This is a genomic window from Halomonas sp. LES1 (assembly GCF_031846005.1).
Taxonomy (GTDB): Bacteria; Pseudomonadota; Gammaproteobacteria; order Pseudomonadales; family Halomonadaceae; genus Halomonas.
This window is the reverse complement of record NZ_JAVRGC010000010.1, coordinates 43,463-66,619: the sequence shown is the minus strand read 5'-3', so window position 1 is coordinate 66,619 and position 23,157 is coordinate 43,463. Positions and strand designations below refer to the sequence as shown.

Annotated in this window: 23 protein-coding genes; 19 read left to right on the top strand and 4 right to left on the bottom strand. The window is 66.3% G+C overall.

Annotation, left to right across the window (positions count from 1 at the left end):
* Positions 1 to 58: 58 nt before the first annotated feature.
* Positions 59 to 814, top strand: a complete 756-nt coding sequence (locus RM463_RS16745; RefSeq protein WP_311430691.1) for a hypothetical protein — start codon at positions 59 to 61, stop codon at positions 812 to 814.
* A gap of 114 nt (positions 815 to 928) precedes the next feature.
* On the opposite strand, the gene RM463_RS16740 is transcribed toward RM463_RS16745, so the two are convergent.
* Positions 929 to 1,135, bottom strand: coding sequence for a cold-shock protein (locus tag RM463_RS16740; protein ID WP_195687299.1), 207 nt, complete (start codon positions 1,133 to 1,135; stop codon positions 929 to 931).
* A gap of 252 nt (positions 1,136 to 1,387) precedes the next feature.
* On the opposite strand from RM463_RS16740, the gene RM463_RS16735 reads away from it, so the two are divergent.
* Together RM463_RS16735 and RM463_RS16730 are read left to right on the top strand one after the other, a co-directional pair.
* Positions 1,388 to 1,804: a TM2 domain-containing protein gene (locus tag RM463_RS16735; protein ID WP_195687298.1), complete on the top strand. Its 417-nt coding sequence runs from the start codon at positions 1,388 to 1,390 to the stop codon at positions 1,802 to 1,804.
* Between the two features lie 10 nt (positions 1,805 to 1,814).
* Positions 1,815 to 2,459: a LysE family translocator gene (locus tag RM463_RS16730; protein WP_311430690.1), complete on the top strand. Its 645-nt coding sequence runs from the start codon at positions 1,815 to 1,817 to the stop codon at positions 2,457 to 2,459.
* Between the two features lie 144 nt (positions 2,460 to 2,603).
* Here the strand turns inward: RM463_RS16730 and RM463_RS16725 are convergent, their stop codons facing one another.
* Positions 2,604 to 4,550, bottom strand: a complete 1,947-nt coding sequence (locus RM463_RS16725) for a transglycosylase SLT domain-containing protein (protein WP_311430689.1) — start codon at positions 4,548 to 4,550, stop codon at positions 2,604 to 2,606.
* A 244-nt stretch (positions 4,551 to 4,794) separates the two neighbouring features.
* On the opposite strand from RM463_RS16725, the gene RM463_RS16720 reads away from it, so the two are divergent.
* The 8 genes from RM463_RS16720 to sixA all read left to right on the top strand — a co-directional run bounded on the left by RM463_RS16720 (position 4,795) and on the right by sixA (position 13,128).
* A complete protein-coding gene (locus tag RM463_RS16720) occupies positions 4,795 to 5,139 on the top strand; it encodes a DUF1232 domain-containing protein (protein ID WP_311430688.1) in 345 nt (114 codons plus the stop codon).
* 53 nt (positions 5,140 to 5,192) lie between these two features.
* Entirely contained in the window at positions 5,193 to 5,690 is a 498-nt protein-coding gene (locus RM463_RS16715) for a PaaI family thioesterase (protein ID WP_311430687.1), read from the top strand.
* Positions 5,683 to 6,153: a PaaI family thioesterase gene (locus RM463_RS16710; protein WP_311430686.1), complete on the top strand. Its 471-nt coding sequence runs from the start codon at positions 5,683 to 5,685 to the stop codon at positions 6,151 to 6,153. Before RM463_RS16715 ends, RM463_RS16710 begins: the two co-directional genes overlap by 8 nt.
* Positions 6,154 to 6,259: 106 nt before the next feature.
* On the top strand, positions 6,260 to 8,167 hold the full coding sequence (gene htpG, locus RM463_RS16705; RefSeq protein ID WP_311430685.1) for a molecular chaperone HtpG: 1,908 nt from the start codon (positions 6,260 to 6,262) through the stop codon (positions 8,165 to 8,167).
* 246 nt (positions 8,168 to 8,413) lie between these two features.
* Positions 8,414 to 9,985 carry a Re/Si-specific NAD(P)(+) transhydrogenase subunit alpha gene (locus RM463_RS16700; RefSeq protein ID WP_311430684.1) on the top strand — a complete coding sequence of 524 codons (1,572 nt, stop codon included), beginning with the start codon at positions 8,414 to 8,416 and terminating at the stop codon, positions 9,983 to 9,985.
* A gap of 16 nt (positions 9,986 to 10,001) precedes the next feature.
* Entirely contained in the window at positions 10,002 to 11,444 is a 1,443-nt protein-coding gene (locus RM463_RS16695) for an NAD(P)(+) transhydrogenase (Re/Si-specific) subunit beta (protein WP_195687290.1), read from the top strand.
* A 117-nt stretch (positions 11,445 to 11,561) separates the two neighbouring features.
* Complete coding sequence (locus RM463_RS16690; RefSeq protein WP_311430683.1) at positions 11,562 to 12,659, top strand: NAD(P)H-dependent glycerol-3-phosphate dehydrogenase; 1,098 nt, start codon at positions 11,562 to 11,564, stop codon at positions 12,657 to 12,659.
* Positions 12,640 to 13,128, top strand: a complete 489-nt coding sequence (gene sixA / locus RM463_RS16685; protein WP_409229160.1) for a phosphohistidine phosphatase SixA — start codon at positions 12,640 to 12,642, stop codon at positions 13,126 to 13,128. Before RM463_RS16690 ends, sixA begins: the two co-directional genes overlap by 20 nt.
* Positions 13,129 to 13,227: 99 nt before the next feature.
* On the opposite strand, the gene RM463_RS16680 is transcribed toward sixA, so the two are convergent.
* Entirely contained in the window at positions 13,228 to 14,175 is a 948-nt protein-coding gene (locus RM463_RS16680) for an AEC family transporter (RefSeq protein WP_311430718.1), read from the bottom strand.
* A 200-nt stretch (positions 14,176 to 14,375) separates the two neighbouring features.
* Here RM463_RS16680 and RM463_RS16675 point away from each other — a divergent pair, with 200 nt between their 5' ends.
* Genes RM463_RS16675 through RM463_RS16665 form a run of 3 tightly spaced genes read left to right on the top strand, consistent with a single transcriptional unit; the run spans position 14,376 to position 17,151 of the window.
* On the top strand, positions 14,376 to 15,185 hold the full coding sequence (locus RM463_RS16675) for an alpha/beta hydrolase (protein WP_311430682.1): 810 nt from the start codon (positions 14,376 to 14,378) through the stop codon (positions 15,183 to 15,185).
* A complete protein-coding gene (locus RM463_RS16670) occupies positions 15,182 to 16,051 on the top strand; it encodes an alpha/beta hydrolase (protein WP_311430681.1) in 870 nt (289 codons plus the stop codon). The genes RM463_RS16675 and RM463_RS16670 overlap by 4 nt, the downstream gene beginning before the upstream one ends.
* Positions 16,052 to 16,074: 23 nt before the next feature.
* Positions 16,075 to 17,151 carry a patatin-like phospholipase family protein gene (locus tag RM463_RS16665; protein WP_195687286.1) on the top strand — a complete coding sequence of 359 codons (1,077 nt, stop codon included), beginning with the start codon at positions 16,075 to 16,077 and terminating at the stop codon, positions 17,149 to 17,151.
* A 3-nt stretch (positions 17,152 to 17,154) separates the two neighbouring features.
* On the opposite strand, the gene RM463_RS16660 is transcribed toward RM463_RS16665, so the two are convergent.
* The gene (locus RM463_RS16660) at positions 17,155 to 17,727 is read right to left on the bottom strand and encodes a Smr/MutS family protein (RefSeq protein ID WP_311430680.1); all 573 of its coding nucleotides are present in this window, start codon (positions 17,725 to 17,727) and stop codon (positions 17,155 to 17,157) included.
* 143 nt (positions 17,728 to 17,870) lie between these two features.
* On the opposite strand from RM463_RS16660, the gene prmB reads away from it, so the two are divergent.
* The 5 genes from prmB (at position 17,871) to phaC (ending at position 23,086) form a co-directional block, all read left to right on the top strand.
* Positions 17,871 to 18,824, top strand: a complete 954-nt coding sequence (gene prmB, locus RM463_RS16655; RefSeq protein WP_311430679.1) for a 50S ribosomal protein L3 N(5)-glutamine methyltransferase — start codon at positions 17,871 to 17,873, stop codon at positions 18,822 to 18,824.
* A 32-nt stretch (positions 18,825 to 18,856) separates the two neighbouring features.
* Entirely contained in the window at positions 18,857 to 19,942 is a 1,086-nt protein-coding gene (aroC, locus tag RM463_RS16650; RefSeq protein WP_311430678.1) for a chorismate synthase, read from the top strand.
* 84 nt (positions 19,943 to 20,026) lie between these two features.
* Entirely contained in the window at positions 20,027 to 20,512 is a 486-nt protein-coding gene (locus RM463_RS16645; RefSeq protein ID WP_311430677.1) for a hypothetical protein, read from the top strand.
* A gap of 175 nt (positions 20,513 to 20,687) precedes the next feature.
* Complete coding sequence (locus RM463_RS16640) at positions 20,688 to 21,110, top strand: phasin family protein (RefSeq protein WP_311430676.1); 423 nt, start codon at positions 20,688 to 20,690, stop codon at positions 21,108 to 21,110.
* Positions 21,111 to 21,247: 137 nt separating this feature from the next.
* A complete protein-coding gene (gene phaC, locus RM463_RS16635) occupies positions 21,248 to 23,086 on the top strand; it encodes a class I poly(R)-hydroxyalkanoic acid synthase (protein WP_311430675.1) in 1,839 nt (612 codons plus the stop codon).
* The last annotated feature ends 71 nt before the right edge of the window (positions 23,087 to 23,157 follow it).

The window sequence follows — 23,157 nt, the reverse complement described above, 5'->3', positions numbered from 1 at the left end:
CCTTGCGAGGAGTGGGGCGCTCTGCTGCAATGTGGCCTTTTCGTGATGGAGACGCTGGATGAACCCCACACTCTGGAAATCGACCCTGCTGGCCACGCTGCTGGCGCTGGGCCTGGCCGGTTGCGGTGATGGTAATGAGCAGGCGCCCGATGTCGATGCGTCCCGGCCGGCACAGGATGTCGAGAGCGAAACGGCCCCGGCCGTCGACGAGCCAGCTGGCATGGAAGTCCGGGGAGAGACGGAGGAGACGCCAGGCGCTGATCGGGAGACCGAGGAGGGAGCTGCCGTGGAGGAGCCGGGCGAGGAGTCGGCAGCGCCGGGGGAGGCGGGCACAGCCGAGGTGGCGCCTGACGAGGCCGCAGTTTCCGCCGATGCCGAGACCCTCGCCGAGTCACCCGCCACGCCTCTGGAGGATGATGCCGCCCTGCCCGGAGAGGCGACGCGTGAGGATGTCGATGCCATCATCGAGGAGAACGAGCGGCGCTTTGAGGAGGCCCAGCGGCGCATCGACGAACAGTTCCAGCAAGCCGAGCAGGAAAGGGTGGCACCCGAGCCCATGGCGGATGGCGACATCGAGAGTGGTATCGATATCGACTCCTCCCTCGGTGAGGACCCGCTGACCGGCGAGGAAGCCGCCAGGTCGGACATCGATGCGATCATCGAGGAGCAGGAGCGCCGCTTCGAGGAGGCGCAGCGGGAGCTGGAGCAGCAGTTCGAGGAGATAGAGCGGGAAGTGCCCGAGCTCGAGGGCTTCGACGGCGAGCCGGAGGGCAGCGAGGTGTCGGCACCCGCCGAAGAGGCCCGTGAGGAGTAGCGGGCGGTCCATTCGACATGCTGCTGCCCAGAGGGCAGGTTCACCAACAAGAAGGCCCACCGAACGGTGGGCCTTGCTCGTTGGTTCGGCGATGCCGTTCCGTCGAGTCGACGCTTAGTCAGCGGCGCGGATATTGGAGGCCTGAAGGCCCTTCTTGCCCTGAGTCACCTCGAAGGTAACCTTCTGGCCATCCTGCAGGGACTTGAAGCCATCAGCCTGAATCTCGGAGAAGTGCGCGAACAGGTCATCGCCACCGTCGTCCGGGGAGATGAAGCCGTAGCCCTTGGTGTCGTTGAACCACTTGACAGTGCCAGTTGCCATTTATCGATTTCCTTAACATACGGATAGTGTTGCCGGCGCAAGCGCGTGGATCGCCCTCTTGCCGCGGTGCCCGGCGGGAAAGGTCATGGCGACCGTTCGCCTGCCAGTGCATCGATTGCGGTGCCCCGACAAGGCTTGCGCACGCTGTGTGACGCAGGGAGACTATGTCGAGCCCGCAAGATCACTCTAGTTGGAAACCCCCGAGGCGTCCAGCACGCCCGGAGCCACTCTCCCACCGGATTCGAGAGCGTCATGACCGCCCACCCCCTCACCTCCCGCGATACCCACAGCATGCTACTCGGCTACCTGCTCTGGCTGTTCGGCTTCCTCGGTGCCCACCGCTTCTACTATGGCAAGCCGGTGACCGGTACCATCTGGTTTTTCACCCTTGGCCTGCTCGGCATCGGCTGGCTCATCGATCTCTTCCTGATTCCCGCCATGGACCGTCAGGCGGACCTGCGCTTCACTTCGGGGCCCATCAACTACTCGCTCGCCTGGTTGCTGCTCACCTTCCTCGGTGTCTTCGGCCTGCATCGTTTCTATCAGGGCAAGTGGCTGAGCGGCATCGTCTATCTGCTGACCTTCGGCCTGTTCGGGCTGGGGGTGCTCTACGACTTCTGGACCCTCAACGACCAGATCTCCATGCGCCACGCTCGCCGCGCGGAGTAGGCCAGCCATCATGTGGATCGATGCCCAGTTCTGGCCCTTCCTGGTGGCCATCACCCTGCTCTCGATCACCCCCGGAGTGGATACCTTGCTGGTGATCCGCAACACCGCGCGTGGTGGGGTGCGAGATGGGGTACTCACCAGCCTGGCGATCTGCTGTGGCCTCTTCGTGCACGCCGCCGTCTCGGCCCTGGGGATCTCGCTGATCCTGCTGCAGTCGGCCTGGGCCTTCGGTGTGCTCAAGCTGGCCGGGGCCATCTATCTGGTCTGGCTGGGGGCTCAGGCGCTTGTGGCGGCACGGCGCGGCCAGGGACTGCCGATGGCCGGGGTAGGCGCCGAGCGGCGTGTGCTTCCGGCCTGGAAGCCCCTGCGCGAGGGGCTGCTCTCCAATGTGCTCAACCCCAAGACCGTGGTCTTCTATATGGCCTTCCTTCCGCAGTTCATCGCCCCGGGCGACCCGGCACTGGCCAAGTCGCTGTTCCTGGCGGGCGTCCACTTCGTGATCGCCAACCTGTGGCAGATCGGGGTGGCCTTGATGGTGGGCGGCGCAGGGCGGTGGCTGGCCAGTCCCCTCTTCGCACGCTGGCTCAACGGGCTGACCGGCTCGGTATTGATCCTCTTCGGCATCAGGCTGGCGCTGGAGCGCCAGCCCAGCTGAGGCCGGGCTTTAAACTGGAAGAGCGCCCGCTTCGCGGGCTTAGGCTTGAAGCTGGAAGAAAAGCTTGGCGCGGGTACTGGAGGCCACATGCTGACTTCCAGCTTCCAGCTTCCAGCTTCCAGCTTCCAGCTTCCAGCTTCCAGCTTACTGCCGGGCCAGCAGCGAGCCGTCGTAGCGCACCCGCTTCTCGGCGGGGGTAAGCATCGAAACACCCTCGCTGCTGCCGCCGTTGGCCAGGCTTTCGAAGATTGCCCGATAGGTCAGCACCGCCTGGACATAGTTGCGCGTCTCGCGAAACGGAATGCCTTCGACGAACAGGTCGAAGGCCTCTGTCTCGCCGCTCTGTAGCCAGCGGTCCACGCGGCCGGGGCCGGCGTTGTAGGCCGCCGTGGCGGCCAGACGATTGCCACGGTAGCGTTCGAGCATATCGCGAATATAGGTGCTGCCCAGGCGAATGTTGGTCTGGGGGTCGAGGATGCCATAGGCGCCCGGGTCGGCGATGCCCAGCTGGCGAGCCAGCTGGGTGGCGGTGGCGGGCATCACCTGCATCAGCCCGCGGGCCCCGGCGGGCGATACCGCCTCGGGATTGTAGGCGCTCTCGCGTCGCGCGATGCCCATCAGCAGATAGGGATCGACCCCGGTCCGGCGGCCCCATGTCAGGAAGTCGTCACGATAGGCCTCGGGAAAGCGCCACTCGAGGGCATCCCACAGCTGGCCGACGATGGTGGTCTGGACCAGCCTGGCATGCCAGCCGCGCCGGCGGGCGTAGTCGCCCAGCGCTCGGGCATCGCGTGGGGAGGCACGGCGCACCGCCGCATACCATTCGCTGGCGGCCAGGCCGGGCTCGTTGATGCGTAGCAGGGCTTCGGTACGCCTTACGGCCGGCCAGTGGGCTACCCGGTCTCGGTAGGCGGCGTCGATCTGGTTGCGCTCCATATTGAGCGCGTAGGGGCGCCCCAGCCGGTCGGCGGCGGCAAAGCCATAGAAGCTACGCTCCTCGGCGGCGGCGGCATAGGCACGCTCGGCGGCGGCCCTGTCACCCAGCTGCTCCAGGGCGCGTGCCCGCCAATACTGCCAGCGTTCGTCCCCGCGGTTGACCTCCGGCATGCGCTGGATCCAGTCGAGCACGCCGCGCCAGTCGCGATCGGCCAGGGCCGTGCGTACCCGAAGCTCGAGCAGGTCCGGTGAGGCGAGCTGGGGAAGGGTGGCATCCACCCAGGCGCGATTGGAGCGTACGTCCCGGACCAGGGAGTAGAAGATCAGGTCATGCTCGATCGTCTGACGATGCTCGGCCGCGATTCTCAGGCGTGGGGCAATCCTGCGCCACGCCTCAAGGGCTTCTGCGGTGTCGGCGCGCACATGGTCATGCATGGCGGCAGCGAAGAAGGGGCCGCTGCCACGGCACTCGGGCCCCAGGCAGTCGGGCACCCGGGTGATCGCGACAGGGTCCGCCTGGACACGCGCCATGGCCTGCTGGGCGGCGTGCCAGCGACTGCCCAGCAGGCCCCCCAGATAGTTTGCAAGGCCACTCTGCCCGGCCTGCCAGGCCAGCATCTGGCGCTCCCAGATCTGCTCCTCGCCGATCTCGCCGCGGCGTCGCAGGGTGTTGAAGAGAGTGTCGCAGGCCTCGGGCTGGGAGCGCCCCACTCGCCAGAGCCGGCGGCCGCCTGCGGCCGCCATGGCGGGGTCACGGTCGAGCAGGGCGGTGTAGTAATGACAGCGCCGGGCGGTGCCCTCGGGCTCCCCGGCGGCGACCTCGAGCAGGTCCGTGCGGCGCCCGGCCTGGCCGTAGCGATCGATTGCCTGGCCGCGCATCCACTCGGCGAGGGGCGAGTCGGCGTGACGCTCGATAAAGTCGAGTACCCTCCGGGGAGCCACATCGGGCAGACGGTCGCGCAGGCGGTGATAGGCCACGTAGCCGGCCAGTTCATGATCGGCAATGGCGGCTTCGTCGACCCGCTGCCAGTCACCGGCTCGGGCGGCCTGCAGGGCCTCGCGCATGCTGCGGTCGTCGGCCTGGCCCAGCAGTGGCAGGCAGCACAGGGTGGCGGCGGCCAGGGCACGCCAGGGTACGAAGAGGCGCAACGACATGGGGAACCCTCCAGCGTCGTTTCGAGTGGAAACCACCATCGTCGCCGATGGGGTGGCTAGGGGATAGTGTCGCCTGACCACGACAGCGTCGTCGAGGCTGTCGTCGTCTCATCGAATCGCTTATCGTGGCGTTCTATTCTCGCGTACGACTCTCGCGTACGACCTGGTCGCGCGCATGACCTTCTTCGCGCACATGACCTTTTTGCGCATATGACTTTTTTTCGCAAATGGCAAGGAGAGGCCCATGGCAGGCAAGGGTGACAAGTTGAAGTCCCGGCTACGCGGGCGCTCCCGTGTGATCGGCCAGATTACCCGGGCCCTGCGGCTGTTCGTGCCGATGCTCGGCGACGTGCTGCGTGGCCGCTATCGTCCGGTGCCCTGGGTGGCCATCCTGTGGATGCTGGCGGCGCTGGTCTACCTGATCTCGCCTCTGGATCTGATTCCCGATTTTCTGGTGCTGGTGGGCGTGCTCGACGACGCGGTGATCGTCGGCTGGCTGCTGACCCGGGTGGATAGTGCCCTGGGACCCTATCGTGCCTGGCGGGAGGAGAGCGTTGACAGGAGCAAGGATAACTCCAGTGGAGTTTGATACGCTCGTTTGACTGCCAGCTGTTCATCACAACACGCCTAGCCGAGCCGCCCATGCACGCCGACTCCCGTCCCGACGCCGCCGACTGGCGGCGTGCCCTGACCCGTTTCGTCAACGTGATACCCCACACGCGTGAGCTGGGTCTCGAGGTGCTCGAGGCCTCGCCACGGCTCACTCGCATGCGCCTGCCCTGGCACGCGGAGCTGCTGGGCGACAGCAGCCGCAGGCTGGTCCATGGGGGAGTGCTGACCATGCTGCTGGACACCGCCTGTGGCTCGGCGGTCCTGCCGGCACTGCCGTCACCGGAAGTCTGCCCGACCCTCGACCTGCGCATCGATCACTTCCGTCCGGCGGTGGCCGGCCAGGACCTGCTGGTGGAGGCCCGGGTCGTGCGAGTTACCGCCTCGGTGGTATTCACCGAGGGGCGCGTCTGGCAGTCGGCCGAGGGAGAGGTGGCGCGTGCCGTCGGCAACTTCGTGCGGCTGGGGCCGCGCAACACCCCGCCGACATTTGCCGAGGCGCTGTTTGCCGAGGAGGAGGACCATGCCTGAAGGCATTCATGGAGTGGAGTGGCTGACCAGGACCCGTGACGCGGGGGATCTGTCGGCCTGGCTCGAGCTGATGCCCTATGCGCGGCGCATCGGCGTCACGACGTCGCCGGACCCAGAGGGGGATGGCCTGCTGTTCCGTCTCGACCCTCGCCCGGGCAATGTCGGCAATGTGATGCTGCCGGCGTTGCATGGTGGTGTGGTGGCGGCCTTTATGGAGACCGCGGCGACCCTGGACCTGATGCTGGCCACCCGTGAGCCGCGCTTGCCGCGCATCGTCGATATCTCCATCGACTACCTGCGTACCGCCCGGCTGGTGCCGACCCATGCGCGCTGTTCGCTGCTGCGCGAGGGGCGACGCCTGGCCAATGTCACGGTCAGTGCCTGGCAGAAGGAGGAAGCCACACCGGTGGCCACCGCCAGGCTGCACTTTGTGCTGGATGACCCCGAAGGAGGGCAGGCGTGAGTCACCCAGGGGCTTGAAAACCCCCGCGGGAACCCCATATCGATTGCCAGTTCCGAGTCGGTGGTCCGTCCACCGTCGTCATGTCGAAAGAGGGGGTTCACGCCACATGACCACTGCCACGCAACACGAAGAGACCCTTGGCTTCCAGACCGAGGTGAAGCAGCTGCTGCACCTGATGATCCACTCCCTGTACTCCAACCGGGAGATCTTCCTGCGCGAGCTTATCTCCAATGCCGCCGACGCCTGCGACAAGTTGCGCTACGCGGCCCTGGACAACGATGCCCTCTACGAAGGCGACAGCGAGCTGCGCATCGAGATCGAGCATGATGCCGAGGCGGGCACCGTGACGGTGCGCGACAACGGCATCGGCATGAGCCGCGATGAGGTGATCGCGAACCTCGGCACCATCGCGCGCAGCGGCACCGCCGAGTTTCTCAAGCAGCTCTCCGGCGAGCAGCAGAAGGACGCTCGCCTGATCGGCCAGTTCGGTGTCGGCTTCTATTCCGGCTTTATCGTCGCCGATGACATCACCGTGCGTACCCGCAAGGCGGGCACCGAGCAGGGGGAAGGCGTCGAGTGGCGCTCCAGGGGCGAGGGCGAGTTCACCGTCGCCGATGTCGAGCGCGAGGCCCACGGCACCGAGATCGTTCTGCACCTCAAGGAGGACGCCCGCGAGTTCGCCGATGACTTCCGCCTGCAGAGCCTGGTGCGCAAGTACTCCGATCACATCGAGGTGCCGGTGCGCATGCCCAGGGTCGAGACGGCCCGCGACGAGGATGGCAAGGAGATCGAGGGCAGCGAGACCGTCAGCTGGGAGACCGTCAACGAGGCCACCGCCCTGTGGGTGCGTCCCAAGAGCGAGCTCAGCGACGATGAGTACAAGGCCTTCTACAAGCACGTGGCCCACGACTTCACGGACCCGCTGACCTGGAGCCACAACAAGGTCGAGGGCAAGCTCGAGTACGTAAGCCTGCTCTACGTGCCTAGCCGCGCGCCGTTCGACCTCTACGAGCGCGATGGCGCCCGCGGCGTGAAGCTCTATGTGCAGCGCGTCTTCATCATGGACGACGCCGAGCAGTTCCTGCCGCTCTATCTGCGCTTCATCAAGGGCGTGCTGGATACCCGCGACCTGTCGCTCAACGTCTCCCGCGAGCTGCTGCAGCAGGACCCCCAGGTCGAGAAGATCAAGAGCGCGCTGACCAAGCGCTCCCTGGACATGCTCAAGAAGCTGGCCAAGGATCCCGAGGCCTACCAGACCTTCTGGAACACCTTCGGCAGCGTGCTCAAGGAGGGCCCGGCGGAGGACTTCGCCAACCGTGAGAAGATCGCCGGCCTGTTGCGCTTCTCCACCACCCATACCGACAGCGCCACCCAGGACCAGTCGCTGGCCGACGTGGTGTCGCGCATGAAGGAGGGTCAGGAGAAGATCTACTATATCGTCGCCGACGGCTTCAATGCGGCGAAGAACAGCCCGCATCTGGAGATCTTCCGCAAGAAGGGCATCGAGGTGCTGCTGCTCCACGACCGCATCGACGAGTGGCTGATGAGCCACCTCACCGAGTTCGAGGGCAAGGCCTTCGTTGACGTCGCCAAGGGCGAGCTCGACCTCGGCGAGATCGAGGACGAGGAGGAGAAGAAGGCGCAGGAGGAGACCGCCAAGGCCAAGGAGGATCTGGTCAAGCGCGTCAAGGAGGCGCTGGGCGATACCGTCCAGGAGGTCAAGGTGACTCATCGTCTGACCGACTCGCCGGCCTGTGTGGTGCTGCCCGAGCACGAGATGGGCTTCCAGATGCGTCGCATCATGGAGGCCGCTGGCCAGGCCCTGCCCGAGGTCAAGCCGATTCTCGAGCTCAATCCCGAGCACGCCCTGGTGGCGCGCCTCGAGGGTGTCGAGGGCGAGGGCTTCGACGATCTGGCCCATATCCTGCTCGACCAGGCGATCATCGCCGAGGGGGGGCATCTCGATGATCCCGCCGCCTACGTCAAGCGCCTCAACGCCCTGCTAAGCGCCTGATTCCTCTGCATTGACTGACCAGTCTGCAGGCCGCCTCCGGGCGGCCTGCTTGCGTTGGGCACCGCTGTTGGGCACTTGCCTTTTCGTCTGTTTCCGGTCAGCGTTGCACCTCTCCAGCTGTCACACCGATGATGCCCTATGCCTCGCCTTCGACGCTGAATCGACGGTTGTGCAATGCGGCATTGTACGGTATGAATAAAAAGCCTGACCTATGCACGAATTCAATAACCAACCGGGAGATCCAACGTGAAGATTGGTGCACCCAGGGAGCTCGCCAAGGGCGAGGCGCGCGTCGCGCTGACCCCTGACAGCGCGAAGTTCATCCAGAAGCTTGGACACGACTGCCTGATCGAGAGCGGCGCCGGCGTGGCCGCCGGCTTCGATGACGAGGCCTATCGCAACGCCGGCGTCACCGTGGTCGACGGGGCCGAGGCGCTGTGGAGCGAGGCCGAGGTGGTGATCAAGGTCCGTGAGCCCGAGGAGGCGGAGGCCGAGCGCCTGCGCGAGGGCCAGACCCTGATCAGCTTCTTCTGGCCGGCCCAGAACGAGGCGCTGCTCGAGAAGTGTCGCGCCCAGGGCGCCACCGTGGTGGCCATGGACATGGTGCCGCGTATCTCGCGGGCCCAGAAGATGGACGCCCTGTCGTTGATGGCCAATATCGCCGGCTATCGCGCGGTGATCGAGGCGGGCAACAACTTCGGGCGCTTCTTCACCGGTCAGGTGACGGCCGCCGGCAAGGTGCCGCCGGCCAAGGTGCTGGTGATCGGCGCCGGGGTGGCGGGGCTTTCCGCCATCGGTACGGCCACCAGCCTGGGGGCCGTGGTGCGCGCCTTCGATGTGCGCCCCGAGGTCTCGGAGCAGATCGAATCCATGGGCGCCGAGTTCCTGTTTCTCGACTTCGACGAGAGTCAGGACGGCTCCGAGACGGGCGGCTATGCGGCTCCCTCCAGCCCCGAGTTCCGCGAGAAGCAGCTCGAGTGCTTCCGCGAGCAGGCCCCCGACATCGATATCGTCATCACCACGGCACTGATCCCCGGGAGGCCGGCGCCCAAGCTGTGGCTGGAGGATATGGTCCAGGCCATGAAGCCGGGCTCGGTGGTCATCGACCTGGCCGCGGAGAAGGGCGGCAACTGTGATCTGACCGTCGCCGACGAGAAGGTGGTCTCCGACAACGGCGTGGTGGTGGTCGGCTATACCGACTTCCCGTCACGCATGGCGACCCAGTCGTCGCTGCTCTACGCCACCAATATCCGCCATATGCTGACCGATCTGACCCCCGAGAAGGATGGCCAGATCCACCATGACATGGAGGATGATGTCATCCGTGGCGCCACGGTGGTTCACGCCAGTGAAGTCACCTTCCCGCCTCCGCCGCCCAAGGTAAAGGCGATCGCCGCGGCCAAGCCCAAGCCCAAGGAGAAGGAGCCGACGCCGGAGGAGAAGAAGGCCGCCGAACTGGCCACCTTCAAGGCCCAGACCAAGCGTCAGGTAACCCTGCTGGGCGTCGGTGGGGCGCTGATGCTGCTGCTCGGCCAGGTGGCACCGGCCTCGTTCATGCAGCACTTCATCGTCTTCGCGCTGGCCTGCTTCGTGGGCTTCCAGGTGATCTGGGGCGTCAGCCACTCGCTGCATACCCCGCTGATGGCGGTGACCAATGCCATCTCCGGGATCATCATCCTGGGGGCACTGCTGCAGATCGGTTCGGGCAGCGGGCTGGTAACGCTGATGGCGGCCATCTCGGTGCTGGTGGCGACCATCAATATTGTGGGCGGCTTCCTGGTGACACGCCGGATGCTGGCCATGTTCCAGAAATCGTGATCCGCGGAGACAACCCATGCTGAGTCAAGGATTCGTGTCTGCCGCGGCGATCGCGGCGAGTGTACTGTTCATCCTCTCCCTGGGGGGATTGAGCAATCAGGAGAAGGCCAAGCGGGCGGTGTGGTACGGCATCGTCGGCATGGCCGTGGCGGTGTTCTTTACCGCCTTGGGGCCGGGAATCGGCGCCTATGGCTGGATGATTCCGATGATGGTCATCGGCGCCGGCATCGGTGTCTATGTGGCCAAGAAGGTCGACATGACCGAGATGCCGCAGCTGGTGGCGGCGCTGCATAGCTTCGTCGGCCTGGCCGCGGTGTTCGTCGGCTGGAGCGCCGACCTGGAGCGTCGCCGCGTGCTGGCGGCTCGTGCCATCGAGGCGAGCACCGATCAGTTCTCGGCCTTTGCCGGCCTGGTGGCCACCAAGGCGCCGGACGAGCTGATGTTCCTGCAGATCGAAGTGGTGCTGGGCGTGTTTATCGGTGCGGTGACCTTCACCGGCTCGATCATCGCCTTCGGCAAGCTGGCCGGCAAGATCGACGGCAAGCCGCGGCAGCTGCCCGGCGGTCATATGCTCAATGCCGGTGCCGCGGCGCTCTCGCTGCTGCTCGCCATCCTCTATCTCAACGGTGCCGGCTTCTGGACCCTGCTGCTGATCGCCGCCCTGGCGTTCTTCATCGGCTATCACCTGATCATGGGCATCGGCGGTGCCGACATGCCGGTGGTGGTGTCGATGCTCAACAGCTACTCCGGCTGGGCCGCGGCGGCCATCGGCTTCACGCTCTCCAACGACCTGCTAATCGTCACCGGTGCCCTGGTGGGCTCCTCCGGTGCCATCCTGTCGTACATCATGTGCAAGGCGATGAACCGCAACTTCCTCAACGTCATCCTCGGCGGCTTCGGTGGTACCCAGGGGCCGGCGGCGGAGATCGAGGGCGAGCAGGTCGCCATCGACGCGGGTGGCGTGGCCAGTGCGCTCAACGATGCCGACAGCGTGATCATCGTGCCGGGCTACGGCATGGCGGTGGCCCAGGCCCAGAATGCGGTGAGCGAGCTGACCCGCAAGCTGCGCGCCGCGGGCAAGAACGTTCGCTTCGGTATCCATCCGGTGGCAGGCCGCCTGCCCGGGCACATGAACGTGCTGCTGGCCGAGGCCAAGGTGCCCTATGACATCGTGCTGGAGATGGACGAGATCAACGATGACTTCGCCTCCACCGATGTGGTGATCGTCATCGGCTCCAACGATATCGTCAATCCGGCCGCCGAAGAGGATCCCAACAGCCCCATCGCCGGCATGCCGGTGCTCAAGGTGTGGGAGGCCAAGCAGGTGTTCGTCAGCAAGCGTGGCCAGGGTACCGGCTATTCCGGTATCGAGAACCCGCTGTTCTTCAAGGAGAACACCCGGATGTTCTACGGCGATGCGCGTGAGAGCATCGACTCGCTGCTGCATCTGGTCGACTGACACGCCCTCCCTCCGCGGCCCGTCTCGGGCCGCATCTCGAGACGCCCGGACCGGTCACGGTCCGGGCGTCTTTTTCGCTACAATCCCCCCATTCAATCAACTCCTGCGGAGTGCATCATGGCAGAAGAACGCATGCGGGTGGCGGTGCTCGGGGGGGGCAGCTTCGGCACCGCCCTGGCCAGCATCGCCGCCGACAACGGGGCCGAGGTGCGTCAGTGGCTGCGCGACCCGGCGCTGGCCGAGCAGATCAACCGCGAGCATGTCAACGGACGCTACCTGCCCGGTTACGCCATCAATCCGGCGGTGGTGGCCTCCACCGAGATGGCCGAGGTGCTGCCGGGCGCCGGCCTGGTGCTGGTGGCGATCCCCTCCAAGGCATTCGGCGATGTGGTGCGACAGGCACGCACGCATCTGAGCCCCGATCAGATCCTGGTCAGCACCACCAAGGGGATCCAGGAAGAGGGCTTCAAGCTGATGAGCCAGATTCTCGAGGAGGAGACCGGCTTCCCCCATATCGGGGTGATCTCGGGGCCCAATCTCGCCTCCGAGGTGGCCGACAAGCAGCTCACCGCCACGGTGATCGCCAGCGACGACCCCGAGACCCGTACCCGGGTACAGGCGGCGCTTGGCTGTGACTACTTCCGGGTCTATGCCAGCAACGACCGCTATGGCGTTGAGCTGGGCGGGGCACTGAAGAACCTCTACGCCATCGCCGCCGGCATGGCCGCGGCCCTGGGCATGGGCGAGAACACCCGCAGCATGCTGATGACCCGGGCGCTGGCCGAGATGAGCCGCTTCGCCGTCTCCCTGGGGGCCAATCCCATGACCTTCCTGGGACTGGCCGGGGTGGGGGATCTGATCGTCACCTGTTCATCGCAGCTGTCGCGCAACTATCGGGTCGGCTATGCGCTGGGCGAGGGGCACAGCCTGGACGAGGCGGTCGAGGCCCTGGGGCAGGTGGCCGAGGGTGTCAACAGCGTACGCCTGGTGCGCGACAAGGCCCGCGATGAAGGGATCTACATGCCGCTGGCCGAGGGGCTCTATCAGGTGCTGTTCAAGGGAGTGCCGGCCCAGGAGATGGCGCGACTGTTGATGCTGGGTGAGCAGAGCAGCGACGTGGAGTTCGTGCTGGCCCGGGAGGATGTGCAGCGCGCCCACCGCGAGCAGAGTGGACAGAGGCGGAGAGGAGGGGGTGATGAACATGAGCATGAGTGAGCGGCTGCTGATCATGCGCCACGGCGAGGCGGGGCTAGGGAGTCCCGACGCCGAGCGTGAACTGACCCCTCGGGGGCTGCAGCAGGTGCGTCGCGTGGCGGAGTGGCTAAGCCGCCGCGACGACCTGGCGGGACTGCGCCTGCTGGCCAGCCCCTATCGACGCGCCCGCCAGAGCGCCGCGGTGTTGGGCGAGGCGCTGGGTGTCGAGGTCGAGACCCTGTCGATCATCACGCCGGATGACTCGCCCCACGCGGTGACCGACTGGCTGCTCGAGCTGCCCCAGGGGCGACCGTTGATGCTGGTCAGCCATATGCCGCTGGTGGGGGCGCTGGCGGGCGTGCTCGTGGAGGGACGCGAGGATGGCGGCCTGGGCTTCCCCACTGCTGCCGTGGCCGAGCTCGAGGCCGATGCCTGGGCGGCGGGCTGTGCGCGGCTGGCAAGGTTTGTGACGCCGGCCGAACTGGACTGAGTTGGGGCCAGGGTAGGGCTAGGCAGAACGCGAGGGGAGCTGAGGCTTTCCGAGAAGCCGGCTCCCAACGATGGAGCCCTTGGCGCTCCGGGGCTAAGGCTATATCAGCCCGGCCATCTGTAGGCCGAACACGCCCAGGGTGATGGTGGCGCTGGCCATCAGGGTGGTCAGGGCGATGATATTGGCGGTAAGCACGGCGTTGCCGCCCATGGTCTTGGCCATCACGAAGGCCGCCGCCGCGGTGGGGCTTGCGAAGAACAGGAACATCACCCCCAGCTCGCGCCCCTCGAAGCCGGCGAGCCAGGCCGTCGTGGTGGCAAGCACGGGGATCGTCACCATCTTCATCATGCTGGCACCGGCCGCCAGGCCCCCCGAGCGGCGAATGGCTTCCAGCGAGAGGGTGGCACCGACACAGATCAGCGCCAGCGGCAGGGTCAGGGAGGCGAAGTACTCCCCCGAGGTGATCACCCAGTCGGGCAGACCCAGCCCCGACAGTGCCACCGGCATGGCCAGTACGACCGCCAGGATCAGCGGGTTGCGCACGATCTGCATCAGCATCTGGCGCCAGTCGGTCGTGACCTCCTCCTGATGGGTGGCCAGGGCGATCACCGAGAAGGCGTTGTAGGTCAGGATCACCACACCCAGCAGCAGGCCGCCGGCGGAGAGACCGTAGTCGCCGTACATCCCCGCCGCCAGGGCCAGGCCGACGATGCCGCAGTTGCCGCGAAAGGCGCCCTGGATATAGCTGCCGCGGTCGGCCAGGGGGACGCGAAGCCGGGCCCAGCCCCAGGCGAGGAGGAAGCTGCCCAGGGTGGCCAGGGCAAACACCCCGAGCATCCGCGGGTTGAGGGTCGCCTCGAGGTCGGCGCGGATGATGCTCAGGAAGATCAGCGTGGGCAGGGTTGCCTTGAACACCAGCTGTGAGGCGGTGGTGACGAAGGCCGAATCGATCCAGCGAGCGCGCTTGAGTCCCAGGCCGATAAACACCATGGCGAAGACCGGCAGGGTGATCTCCAGGGTGGCCTGGAAGGTCGCCAGGGCCTCCATCACCGTAGCAACCAGAAGCCGACCAGCATGGCGGCAAGCACGGTAGCGAAGAAGAGTCGATTGCGAAGGCGGGTATCACGGGGCTTGCGGGTGGTCACGGGAGCTCCTGGTAGATGGATGTCGACTTGGCGAAACATGGTAATCCCGTTAGCCTGCTACCGCCATCCGTGCCTGAACTGCCCCGTCACAGGAAAGAGACCATGTCCACCAACACCGACCGACCCACGTTGCTGTTCGCCCATGCCAATGGCTTCCCCGGGGCCTGCTATCACAGCTTCCTGGCGCCGTTGGGGGAGCGTTTCGACCTCCATCCCGTGGATCGCCTCGGCCACCATCCCGACTTTCCGGTGGGGCATAACTGGCAGGCACTGCGCGATGAGCTGCTGAACGTCGTGGCCCGGTTCGACGCCCCGGTGATCGGGGTGGGCCACTCCATGGGCGGCGTGCTGATGGCGATGGCCGCCGAGACGGCGCCGGAACGCTTTCGCAGTGTGGTGATGCTCGACCCGCCGCTGATGCTGGGTATCGACGCCTGGGGAATGAAGGCGGCCAAGTGGCTGGGACTGGTGGACCGGGTGACGCCGGCTGGCAAGAGCCTGGGCCGCCGCACCACCTGGCCGGACCGGGAGGCGATGCGCCACTACCTGCGCCGACGAGGCCTGTTTCGGCGGTTCACCGAGCAGGCCCTGGACGACTACGTCGAGGGTGGAACCCGACTGCTCGATGACGGCCGGGCTCTACTGACCTACGACCCCGATATCGAGGTGGAGATCTTCCGCCACCTGCCGGACCACCTGGGCGACCTGCCGCGGCGGCTGCGGGTGCCCCACGCCATCCTGGCCGGCGAGGACTCCGACCTGCTGACGCCGCGCCGTCGACGCCGGCTGATCCGCCATGGGGTCAAGGTGCGGCTGGTGCCTGGCACCCATATGTTTCCCATGGAGCATCCTGTCGAGGTGCGCCAGCGACTGCTTGCCGCGCTGGACGAGCTGCTGGGGGAGGCGTCATGACCTCGCCACGGATCCTGAGCCTGGCCGAAGGGCGCCTGGCAGGACTGGCCTGGGGCGAGCCGGAGGCCCCGCCGTGGCTGGCCCTGCACGGCTGGCTGGACAATGCCGCCAGCTTCTCGCGCCTGGCTCCCGTGCTTGCCAGCCAGCTGGGAGTGCGCATCGTCGCCATCGACTTCGCAGGCCACGGTCACTCATGGCATACGCCCGGTGACTATGCCATCTGGGACTACTGCGACGATGTGCTCGATGCGGCAGATGCCCTGGGCGCCACGCGCCCGACCCTGCTGGCTCACTCCATGGGGGCCGGGGTGGCCTGTCTGCTGGCCGCCGCCCTGCCGGAACGGGTGGCGCGGCTGGCGCTGATCGATGGGCTCGGAGCGGTGACCACTGCGGCCGAGGAGTCCCCGCGGCAGCTGCGTCGAGGCCTGTTGGGACACCGTCGCTCGCCCTCGCGTCCGGCGCGCTATGCTGACGAAGAGGAGGCCGTGAACGCACGCGTCAAGGGGGGAGCCACGCCGGTGAGTGCCGAGGCCATCCGTCCCGTGGTGCGCCGTAACCTAAAGGAGTGGGCGGACGGGCGGCTGGGGTGGCGAACCGACCCTCGCCTGGTGCGCCCCTCGCCGGTGCGGCTGACCCCCGAGCAGGTGGTGGCCTGCCTGGCCGAGATCGCCTGCCCGACGCTGCTGATCGAAGGGGAGGAGGGCATCCTGGGCGAGACAGAGCGGGCGCGTTCGGCTCGTACGGCGATGCCCGGGCTCGAGCGTCGAGTGTTGGCGGGTGGACACCACCTGCACCTGGAGCCCGAGGCGGTATCGGCGGTGGCCGAGACCATCGCTAGATGGGCGGTGAGCGGCAGGGAGCCGTAAGACAGATGAGGAGTCGCAGGGGTATGAACGACAGGTCGGCAGCCTCCGGTGAGACGAAACGCGTGGCACTGGTGCTGGGCAGCGGTGGGGCGCGCGGCTATGCCCATATCGGCGTGATCGAGGAGGTCGAGCGCCGCGGCTACGAAGTCGTGGCGGTCTCCGGCTGCTCCATGGGAGCGCTGGTCGGGGGGGTCTATGCCGCGGGGCAGTTGGCCGCCTATCGCGATTGGGTCTGTCGCCTCGACTACTTCGATGTGCTGCGGCTGGTGGATGTCTCCTGGAGTGCCATGGGCGCCATGAAGGCCAACAAGGTGATGAGCAAGCTGGAGAGCCTGGTGGGGGATACCCGCATCGAGGATCTGGCGATCCCGGTGACGACAGTGGCCACCGACTTGACCCATCAGCGCGAGGTGTGGTTTCAGAGTGGCCCGCTGCTCGAGGCGATCCGTGCCTCCATTGCCGTCCCCGGGGTGATCACGCCGGTGCATCGTGGCCAGCAGGTGCTGGTCGACGGGGGACTGCTCAACCCGCTGCCGATCACCCCCTCCGTCTCGGCGGCGGCGGACCTGGTACTGGCGGTGAACGTGACGGCCCACAGTCCGCGGCCGGTGACCCTGGAGGAGCTGCTTCCCCCCGAGGCCGCACGCCTGGAGCGCGAGGCCGCTGAAACGGCGTCGGGGAAGGAGTTCGGCGCCTGGATCGAGGAGGTGAAGCGTGCCGCCGGGCGCTGGATCGATGGTCGGCGGGGGGGCGCCAATGGCGCCGAGGGCGAGGAGGACGAGCAGAGCGATCAGAGTGAGGAGAGCAGCCGTCGCCGTCAGTGGGGGCGCCTGGACATGGCGCTGGCGTCCTTCGATATTACCCAGGCGGCGCTGGCCAAGTACAAGGTCGCGGGCTATCCACCGGATGTACTGATCGAGGTGCCCAAGACGGTATGTGGCGCCTATGAGTTTCATCGTGCCGAGGCGCTGATCACCCTGGGGCGCCAGCTGGCGGTGGAGGCCCTGGATCGCTACGAAGGCCGTAGCCATCCGAGCTGGGGGGGGCGTGGCATCATCGTCGGGCCACGTCTGCCGGGCGACACGCGGTCGTCCGAATAACCCTCAGCGTTCCCCCCGCCGGCGCAGCAGCACATAGACGGCGCCGGTGCCGCCTTCGGCCTCCACGGCCGAGCAGAACGCCAGCACCCCGGGCCATTCGCGCAGCCACGCATTGACGTGGCTCTTGAGCACCGGGTAGTTGCCGTCCGTGCCCCACGCCTTGCCATGCACCACCAGCAGGCAGCGGCGTCGCTCCACGGCAGCATCACGCAGGAACCCCTCCAGCTGCTCGCGGGCTTCTTCCAGGGTGTAGCCGTGCAGGTCGAGCCCCGCCTCCCAGGCCATCTCGCCGCGCTTGAGGCGGCTACGGGTACGCCATGGCAGGTCGGGAAGGGCGAAGTCGAGATATTCCGAGGGACGCACCGCCTCCACGCGGCCATCCGAGGTTCGCCCGCTGGTGCTGTCGTCACCCGCCGACTGGGCGGCGGCTCGCCGCGCGGCGGCGGCGGCCTCCTCGCGGCGCGGGCGACCCGGGTCGGCGCGATTGCGCTTGATCGGCTTGACGCCGGCCTGCTGCAGGGCCTGGCGGAAGGCGCTGATCTCGTCATCGTCCAGGCGGTGGCGGTTTTGGCTCATGGGGCAGGGCTCATGGGGCAGGGCTTATGGTCAGTATCGGCTGGTTGGCGAGGGGGACCAGTATACCCGGCGTGGCGTGGCTGTGAACCGGCGGGCCGGGTTACAATCATTGACCCATTATTTCACGACGTTCAGGTGCCCCCTTGGCCGATCAGCACGCCCCGCGCGCGACCTCCACTCTGACGCTTACCGATGACCGGCTCGCCGCCGAGCTCCTGACCCTGCGCGACTGCCTGCGCTGGGCGGCCAGCGAGTTTCATCTGGCCGGGCTGTTTCATGGTCATGGCGGTGATTCGCCCTGGGACGAGGCGGTGGCCCTGACCCTGGGCGCGCTGCATCTGCCCTGGAATGTCGACCCGGCGGTGCTCGACGCTCGCCTGCTGCCCATGGAGCGCAGTCGTATCGTCGCCCTGGTACGCGAACGCATCGTCCACCGGCGACCGCTGCCCTACCTGCTGGGTGAGGCGTGGTTCGCCGGCCTGCCCTTCGATGTCGACGAGCGGGTGCTGATCCCGCGCTCGCCCATCGCCGAACTGGTGGAGTCGGGCTTCGACGCCTGGTTCCCCGAGGAGCCGCCACACCGGGTGCTCGACCTGTGCGCCGGCTCCGGCTGTATCGGCATCGCCACGGCGCTGCATCTGCCCACCAGTGAGGTGGACCTCGCCGATATCAGCCAGGAGGCGCTGGCGGTGGCCCGGCAGAACATCAGCCGTCATGATGTCGGCGCCCGGGTGAGGGCAGTGGCATCGGATCTGTTCGATGCGCTTTCCGGTCGCTATGACCTGATCGTCTCCAATCCGCCCTATGTGGATGCCCGCGATCTGGCCATCATGCCCGCCGAGTTCCGCCACGAGCCTGCGCTGGCACTGGGGTCCGGCGCGGACGGCCTGGATATCACCAGGCGTATCCTGCGCGAGGCCCGCGACCATCTGACCGAGCGCGGCGTGCTGATCGTCGAGGTGGGCAACTCCGATCACCATCTGGAGGAGGCCTTCCCCGAGGTGCCCTTCCTGTGGCTCGACTTCGAGCGCGGTGGCCAGGGGGTATTCGCCCTGACCGCCGATGAACTCGACGCCCATGCGGCGTCCTTCGCCTGATTCACCGACTTCCGATCACTCGAGGAACGCCCATGTCCGGCAATACCTTCGGCAAGCTGTTTACCGTCACCACCTTCGGCGAGAGCCATGGCCCGGCGCTGGGCGCCATCGTCGACGGTTGCCCGCCTGGCCTGCCGCTCAGCGAGGAGGACCTTCAGCGCGACCTGGATCGTCGTCGCCCCGGCACCTCGCGCCATACCACCCAGCGCCGCGAGCCCGATCGGGTGCGTATCCTCTCGGGGGTCTTCGAGGGGCAGACCACCGGTACCGCCATTGGCCTGCTGATCGAGAATACCGATCACCGCTCCAAGGACTATTCGAAGATCAAGGACCAGTTCCGCCCGGCCCACGCCGACTACAGCTATCACCACAAGTACGGTATCCGTGACTACCGCGGTGGGGGGCGCTCCAGCGCCCGTGAGACCGCGATGCGTGTGGCCGCCGGGGCCATCGCCAAGAAGTACCTCGCGTCTCGGGGCATCACCGTGCGCGGCTACATGAGCCAGCTTGGCCCCATCGAGATCGCCTTCAGGAGCTGGGAGGCGGTCGAGGCCAACCCCTTCTTCTGTCCCGATGCCAGTCGAGTGGAGGAGCTCGAGGCCTACATGGACCAGCTGCGTCGCGACCAGGACTCGGTAGGGGCGAAGATCACGGTGGTGGCCGAGGGGGTGCCGCCGGGGCTCGGCGAGCCGGTGTTCGACCGGCTCGACGCCGAGCTGGCGCATGGTCTGATGAGCATCAATGCGGTTAAGGGGGTGGAGATCGGTGACGGCTTCGCCGCCGTGGCCAGTCGTGGCAGTGAGCACCGCGACGAGATGACGCCCGAAGGCTTTCTCTCCAACCATGCCGGCGGTGTGCTGGGCGGTATCTCCAGCGGACAGGCGATCATCGCGCATCTGGCGCTCAAACCGACCTCCAGCATCACCACCCCCGGGCGCAGCATCGATATACAGGGCAACCCGGTGGAGGTGATTACCAAGGGGCGCCATGACCCCTGTGTGGGCATTCGGGCCACGCCGATCGCCGAGGCGATGATGGCGCTTACCCTGATGGATCACCTGCTGCGTCAGCGTGGCCAGAACGCCGATGTCAGCGTCGAGACCCCGACACTGCGATGAGGGCGCGTTGAGGGCCATCTCGTTGAGGGCAGGCCAGGGGAGGCTGCTACACTGCGAGGCAGACCAACGGACAGGGCTGACACCATGAAGATCAACGTCGAGTTTGACCTTACCCCCGATGAGTTCCGCCAGGCACTGGGGCTGCCGGATGTGGCGGCCTTCCAGAAGGATCTGCTGGATCGAATCCAGAAGCAGATGGAGTCCGGGGTGGAGGGCTATGACCCGATGAGCCTGATGCAGCCGTTCCTGCAGCAGACCGGCATGGGGCAGGGCATGACCCAGGGGCTGTCGCAGGGCTTGTCCCAGGGGCTCTCCCAGGGGCTATCCAGCTTCGGTACCTATCAGCAGATGATGCTCGACATGCTCAAGCAGGCCGGTCAGTCCGCCGCTCAGTCCGAGCCCGAGGAGGGGGCGGACAGTCGTGCGACCAAGACCGGCAGCAAGAGCGAAGAGGCCGATGCGGGTTCCAGAAGTGTTTCCGCCAAGACGAGCAGCGGCAACTCCTCAGGCCGTGCCAAGTCCACCAAGGGGGCCGCGAGCGCCCGTTCACGAACCAAGCGCGACAGCTGATGCAAGCCGCCATGCCGATATAAGCCCCAGGTCTTGCCGCACCCTGACGTCATGGACTTTCAACATGGCCTTGCAACATGGTCTTGCAACACCGCTGGAGGCAGACTAGTCTTTGTGCAGTGCAACATGGCCGGGCGAGCCACTCGCCTAGCACCACCCTTCGGGAGGATGTGTCATGCAGGACAAGATGATCGAGAACTTCAACGAGCAGACCCGCCAGCTCTTCGAGCCGATGCGCAAGCTCAACTCCCTGATGCTGAACAACATGGAGAAGCTCTCCCAGTATCAGATGGAATCATTGAAGCGCTACAGCCAGATGGGCACCGAGCGGATGCGGGATGCCAGCGAGGTTCAGGATGCCGACAGCCTGCGTGATTTCGGCACCCGCCAGGCCGAGATGATGAACGAGCTCTCTCAGCAGATGATGGCGGATGCCAAGGCGCTCTCCGAGATGAGCCTGGAGTTCAAGGCCGAGATGGAGACGCTCTTTACCGAGCAGGCCAAGGCCATGGGTGAGGCTGCCAAGCAGACGTCCGCGGCGGACAGTGACGAGCCGGCCAAGGCGAAGTCCTCACGGGGTGGCTCCAGCAAGAGCTGAGACAGTGTTCAGGCGCTGTCACCCGGCGCAATTCGGCTCCTTGCGGGGTCGCTGTCCAATCCGCCGCCCCTTTGCGAGGATGGCGGAGCATCTTATCCGATGTCGGCATGACATGGTCGACGGACCAGGAGGGTTCAATGCAGCCAGGGGTTCAAGCACCGACACAAGCCGAGCTGGAGGCGTGGAATGCCCAGCTTAAGCAGATCGGCGAGGAGTATCGGCATTTGATGGGCAACCTGCTGGAGCGCATGGTGCCCAGCGATGCCGCCGATTCGGTCTATGGGGATATGCGGGAGAGCTTCCAGGCGGCGGCCGAGTCGCTGATGAGCAATCCGCCCCAGCTCTGGCAGACCCAGGCGCGACTGATGCAGGATCAGGTCCAGTTGTGGCAGAACGGGCTGCGGGCCATGGCGGGCGAGCAGGTCGAGCCGCTGGTAACGCCGAACAAGGGCGATCGTCGGTTCAAGGATGAGGCCTGGACCAGCGACCCCTACTATCTGGCGATCATGCAGCAGTATCTGCTCTTCTCGCGCCTGGTCGAGGAGCTGATCGATGGCCTGGAACTGCCCGCCGAGCAGAAGAGCCGGCTGGGGTTCTATGCCCGCCAGATGGTCAATGCCATGTCGCCCACCAACTTCGTTGCCACCAATCCCGAGGTGATGCGCAAGACATTGGAGACCCGGGGCCAGAATCTGGTCGATGGCCTGGCTCGCCTGCGCCAGGACCTGAGCAACTCCGCCGAGGGGCTCAATGTCTCCATGACCGATCGCAGCGCCTTCGAGGTGGGCAGGAACATCGCCGTGACGCCCGGTTCGGTGGTCTATGAGAACGAGCTGATCCAGCTGATCCAGTACGCCCCCACCACCGAGCAGGTCTACAAGACGCCGCTGCTGGTCGTTCCGCCCTGGATCAACAAGTACTACATCCTCGATCTGCGCGAGGACAACTCCCTCGTCAAGTGGCTGGTCGGTCAGGGGCACAGTGTCTTCCTGATCTCCTGGCGCAACCCGGGCCCGGCCCAGCGCGACCTGACCTGGGCCGACTACATGCAGCTGGGCCCCATCGCCGCCATCGAAGCGATCGAGCAGGCCACCGGCGAGAAGTCGGTCAACCTGCTCAGCTACTGTGTCGGCGGCACCCTGGCGGCCTCCACCGTGGCCTATCTCACCAGCACTCGCCGTGGGCGCCGGGTCAAGTCGGCTACCTATATGACGACGCTGCAGGACTTCCGTGACCCGGGCGAGATCGGCACCTTCCTCAGCGAGCCGGTGCTTGAGGGCATCGAGGCGAAGATGGAGCGTGACGGCTATCTGGATGGTCGTGTGATGGCCTTCAGCTTCAACCTGCTGCGCGAGAACGACCTGTTCTGGTCCTTCTACATCAGCAACTACCTGAAGGGCGATGTGCCGGCCCCCTTCGACCTGCTCTACTGGAACACCGACGGCACCAATCTGCCGGCAGCAACCCATGGCTGGTACCTGCGCCATATGTATATGGAGAACAAGCTGGTCGAGCCCGGTGGCATCGAACTCGACGGGGTCAAGATCGACCTGCGCAAGATCTCCACGCCCAGCTACTTCCTCTCGACCCGGGAGGACCATATCGCCAAGTGGAACAGTACCTACTATGGGGCGCTGCTGCCCAAGGGACCGGTGACCTTTGTGCTGGGTGGGTCGGGGCATATCGCCGGGGTGGTCAACCCGCCGCACAAGAACAAGTACGGCTACTGGACCAACGATTCGTTGCCCGAGACCCACGAGGAGTGGCTGGCCGGGGCCCAGCAGCACGAGGGCTCCTGGTGGCCCCACTGGCAGGCGTGGATGACCGACAATGGCTATGTCGATGCCGAGAAGATGGTGGCGGCACGCCAGCCCGGTGATGGCGAGCTCTCCATCATCGAGCCGGCGCCGGGGCGCTATGTCAAAATGACCATTCCCGAGGTGCTGGGCGAAATCCCGACTCCGTCGGAAGCCTGAAGCTGTAAGCTATAAGTAGAAGGCTATAACTAACAGTAGAAGCGCCCAGTCGATGAATCGGCTGGGCGCTT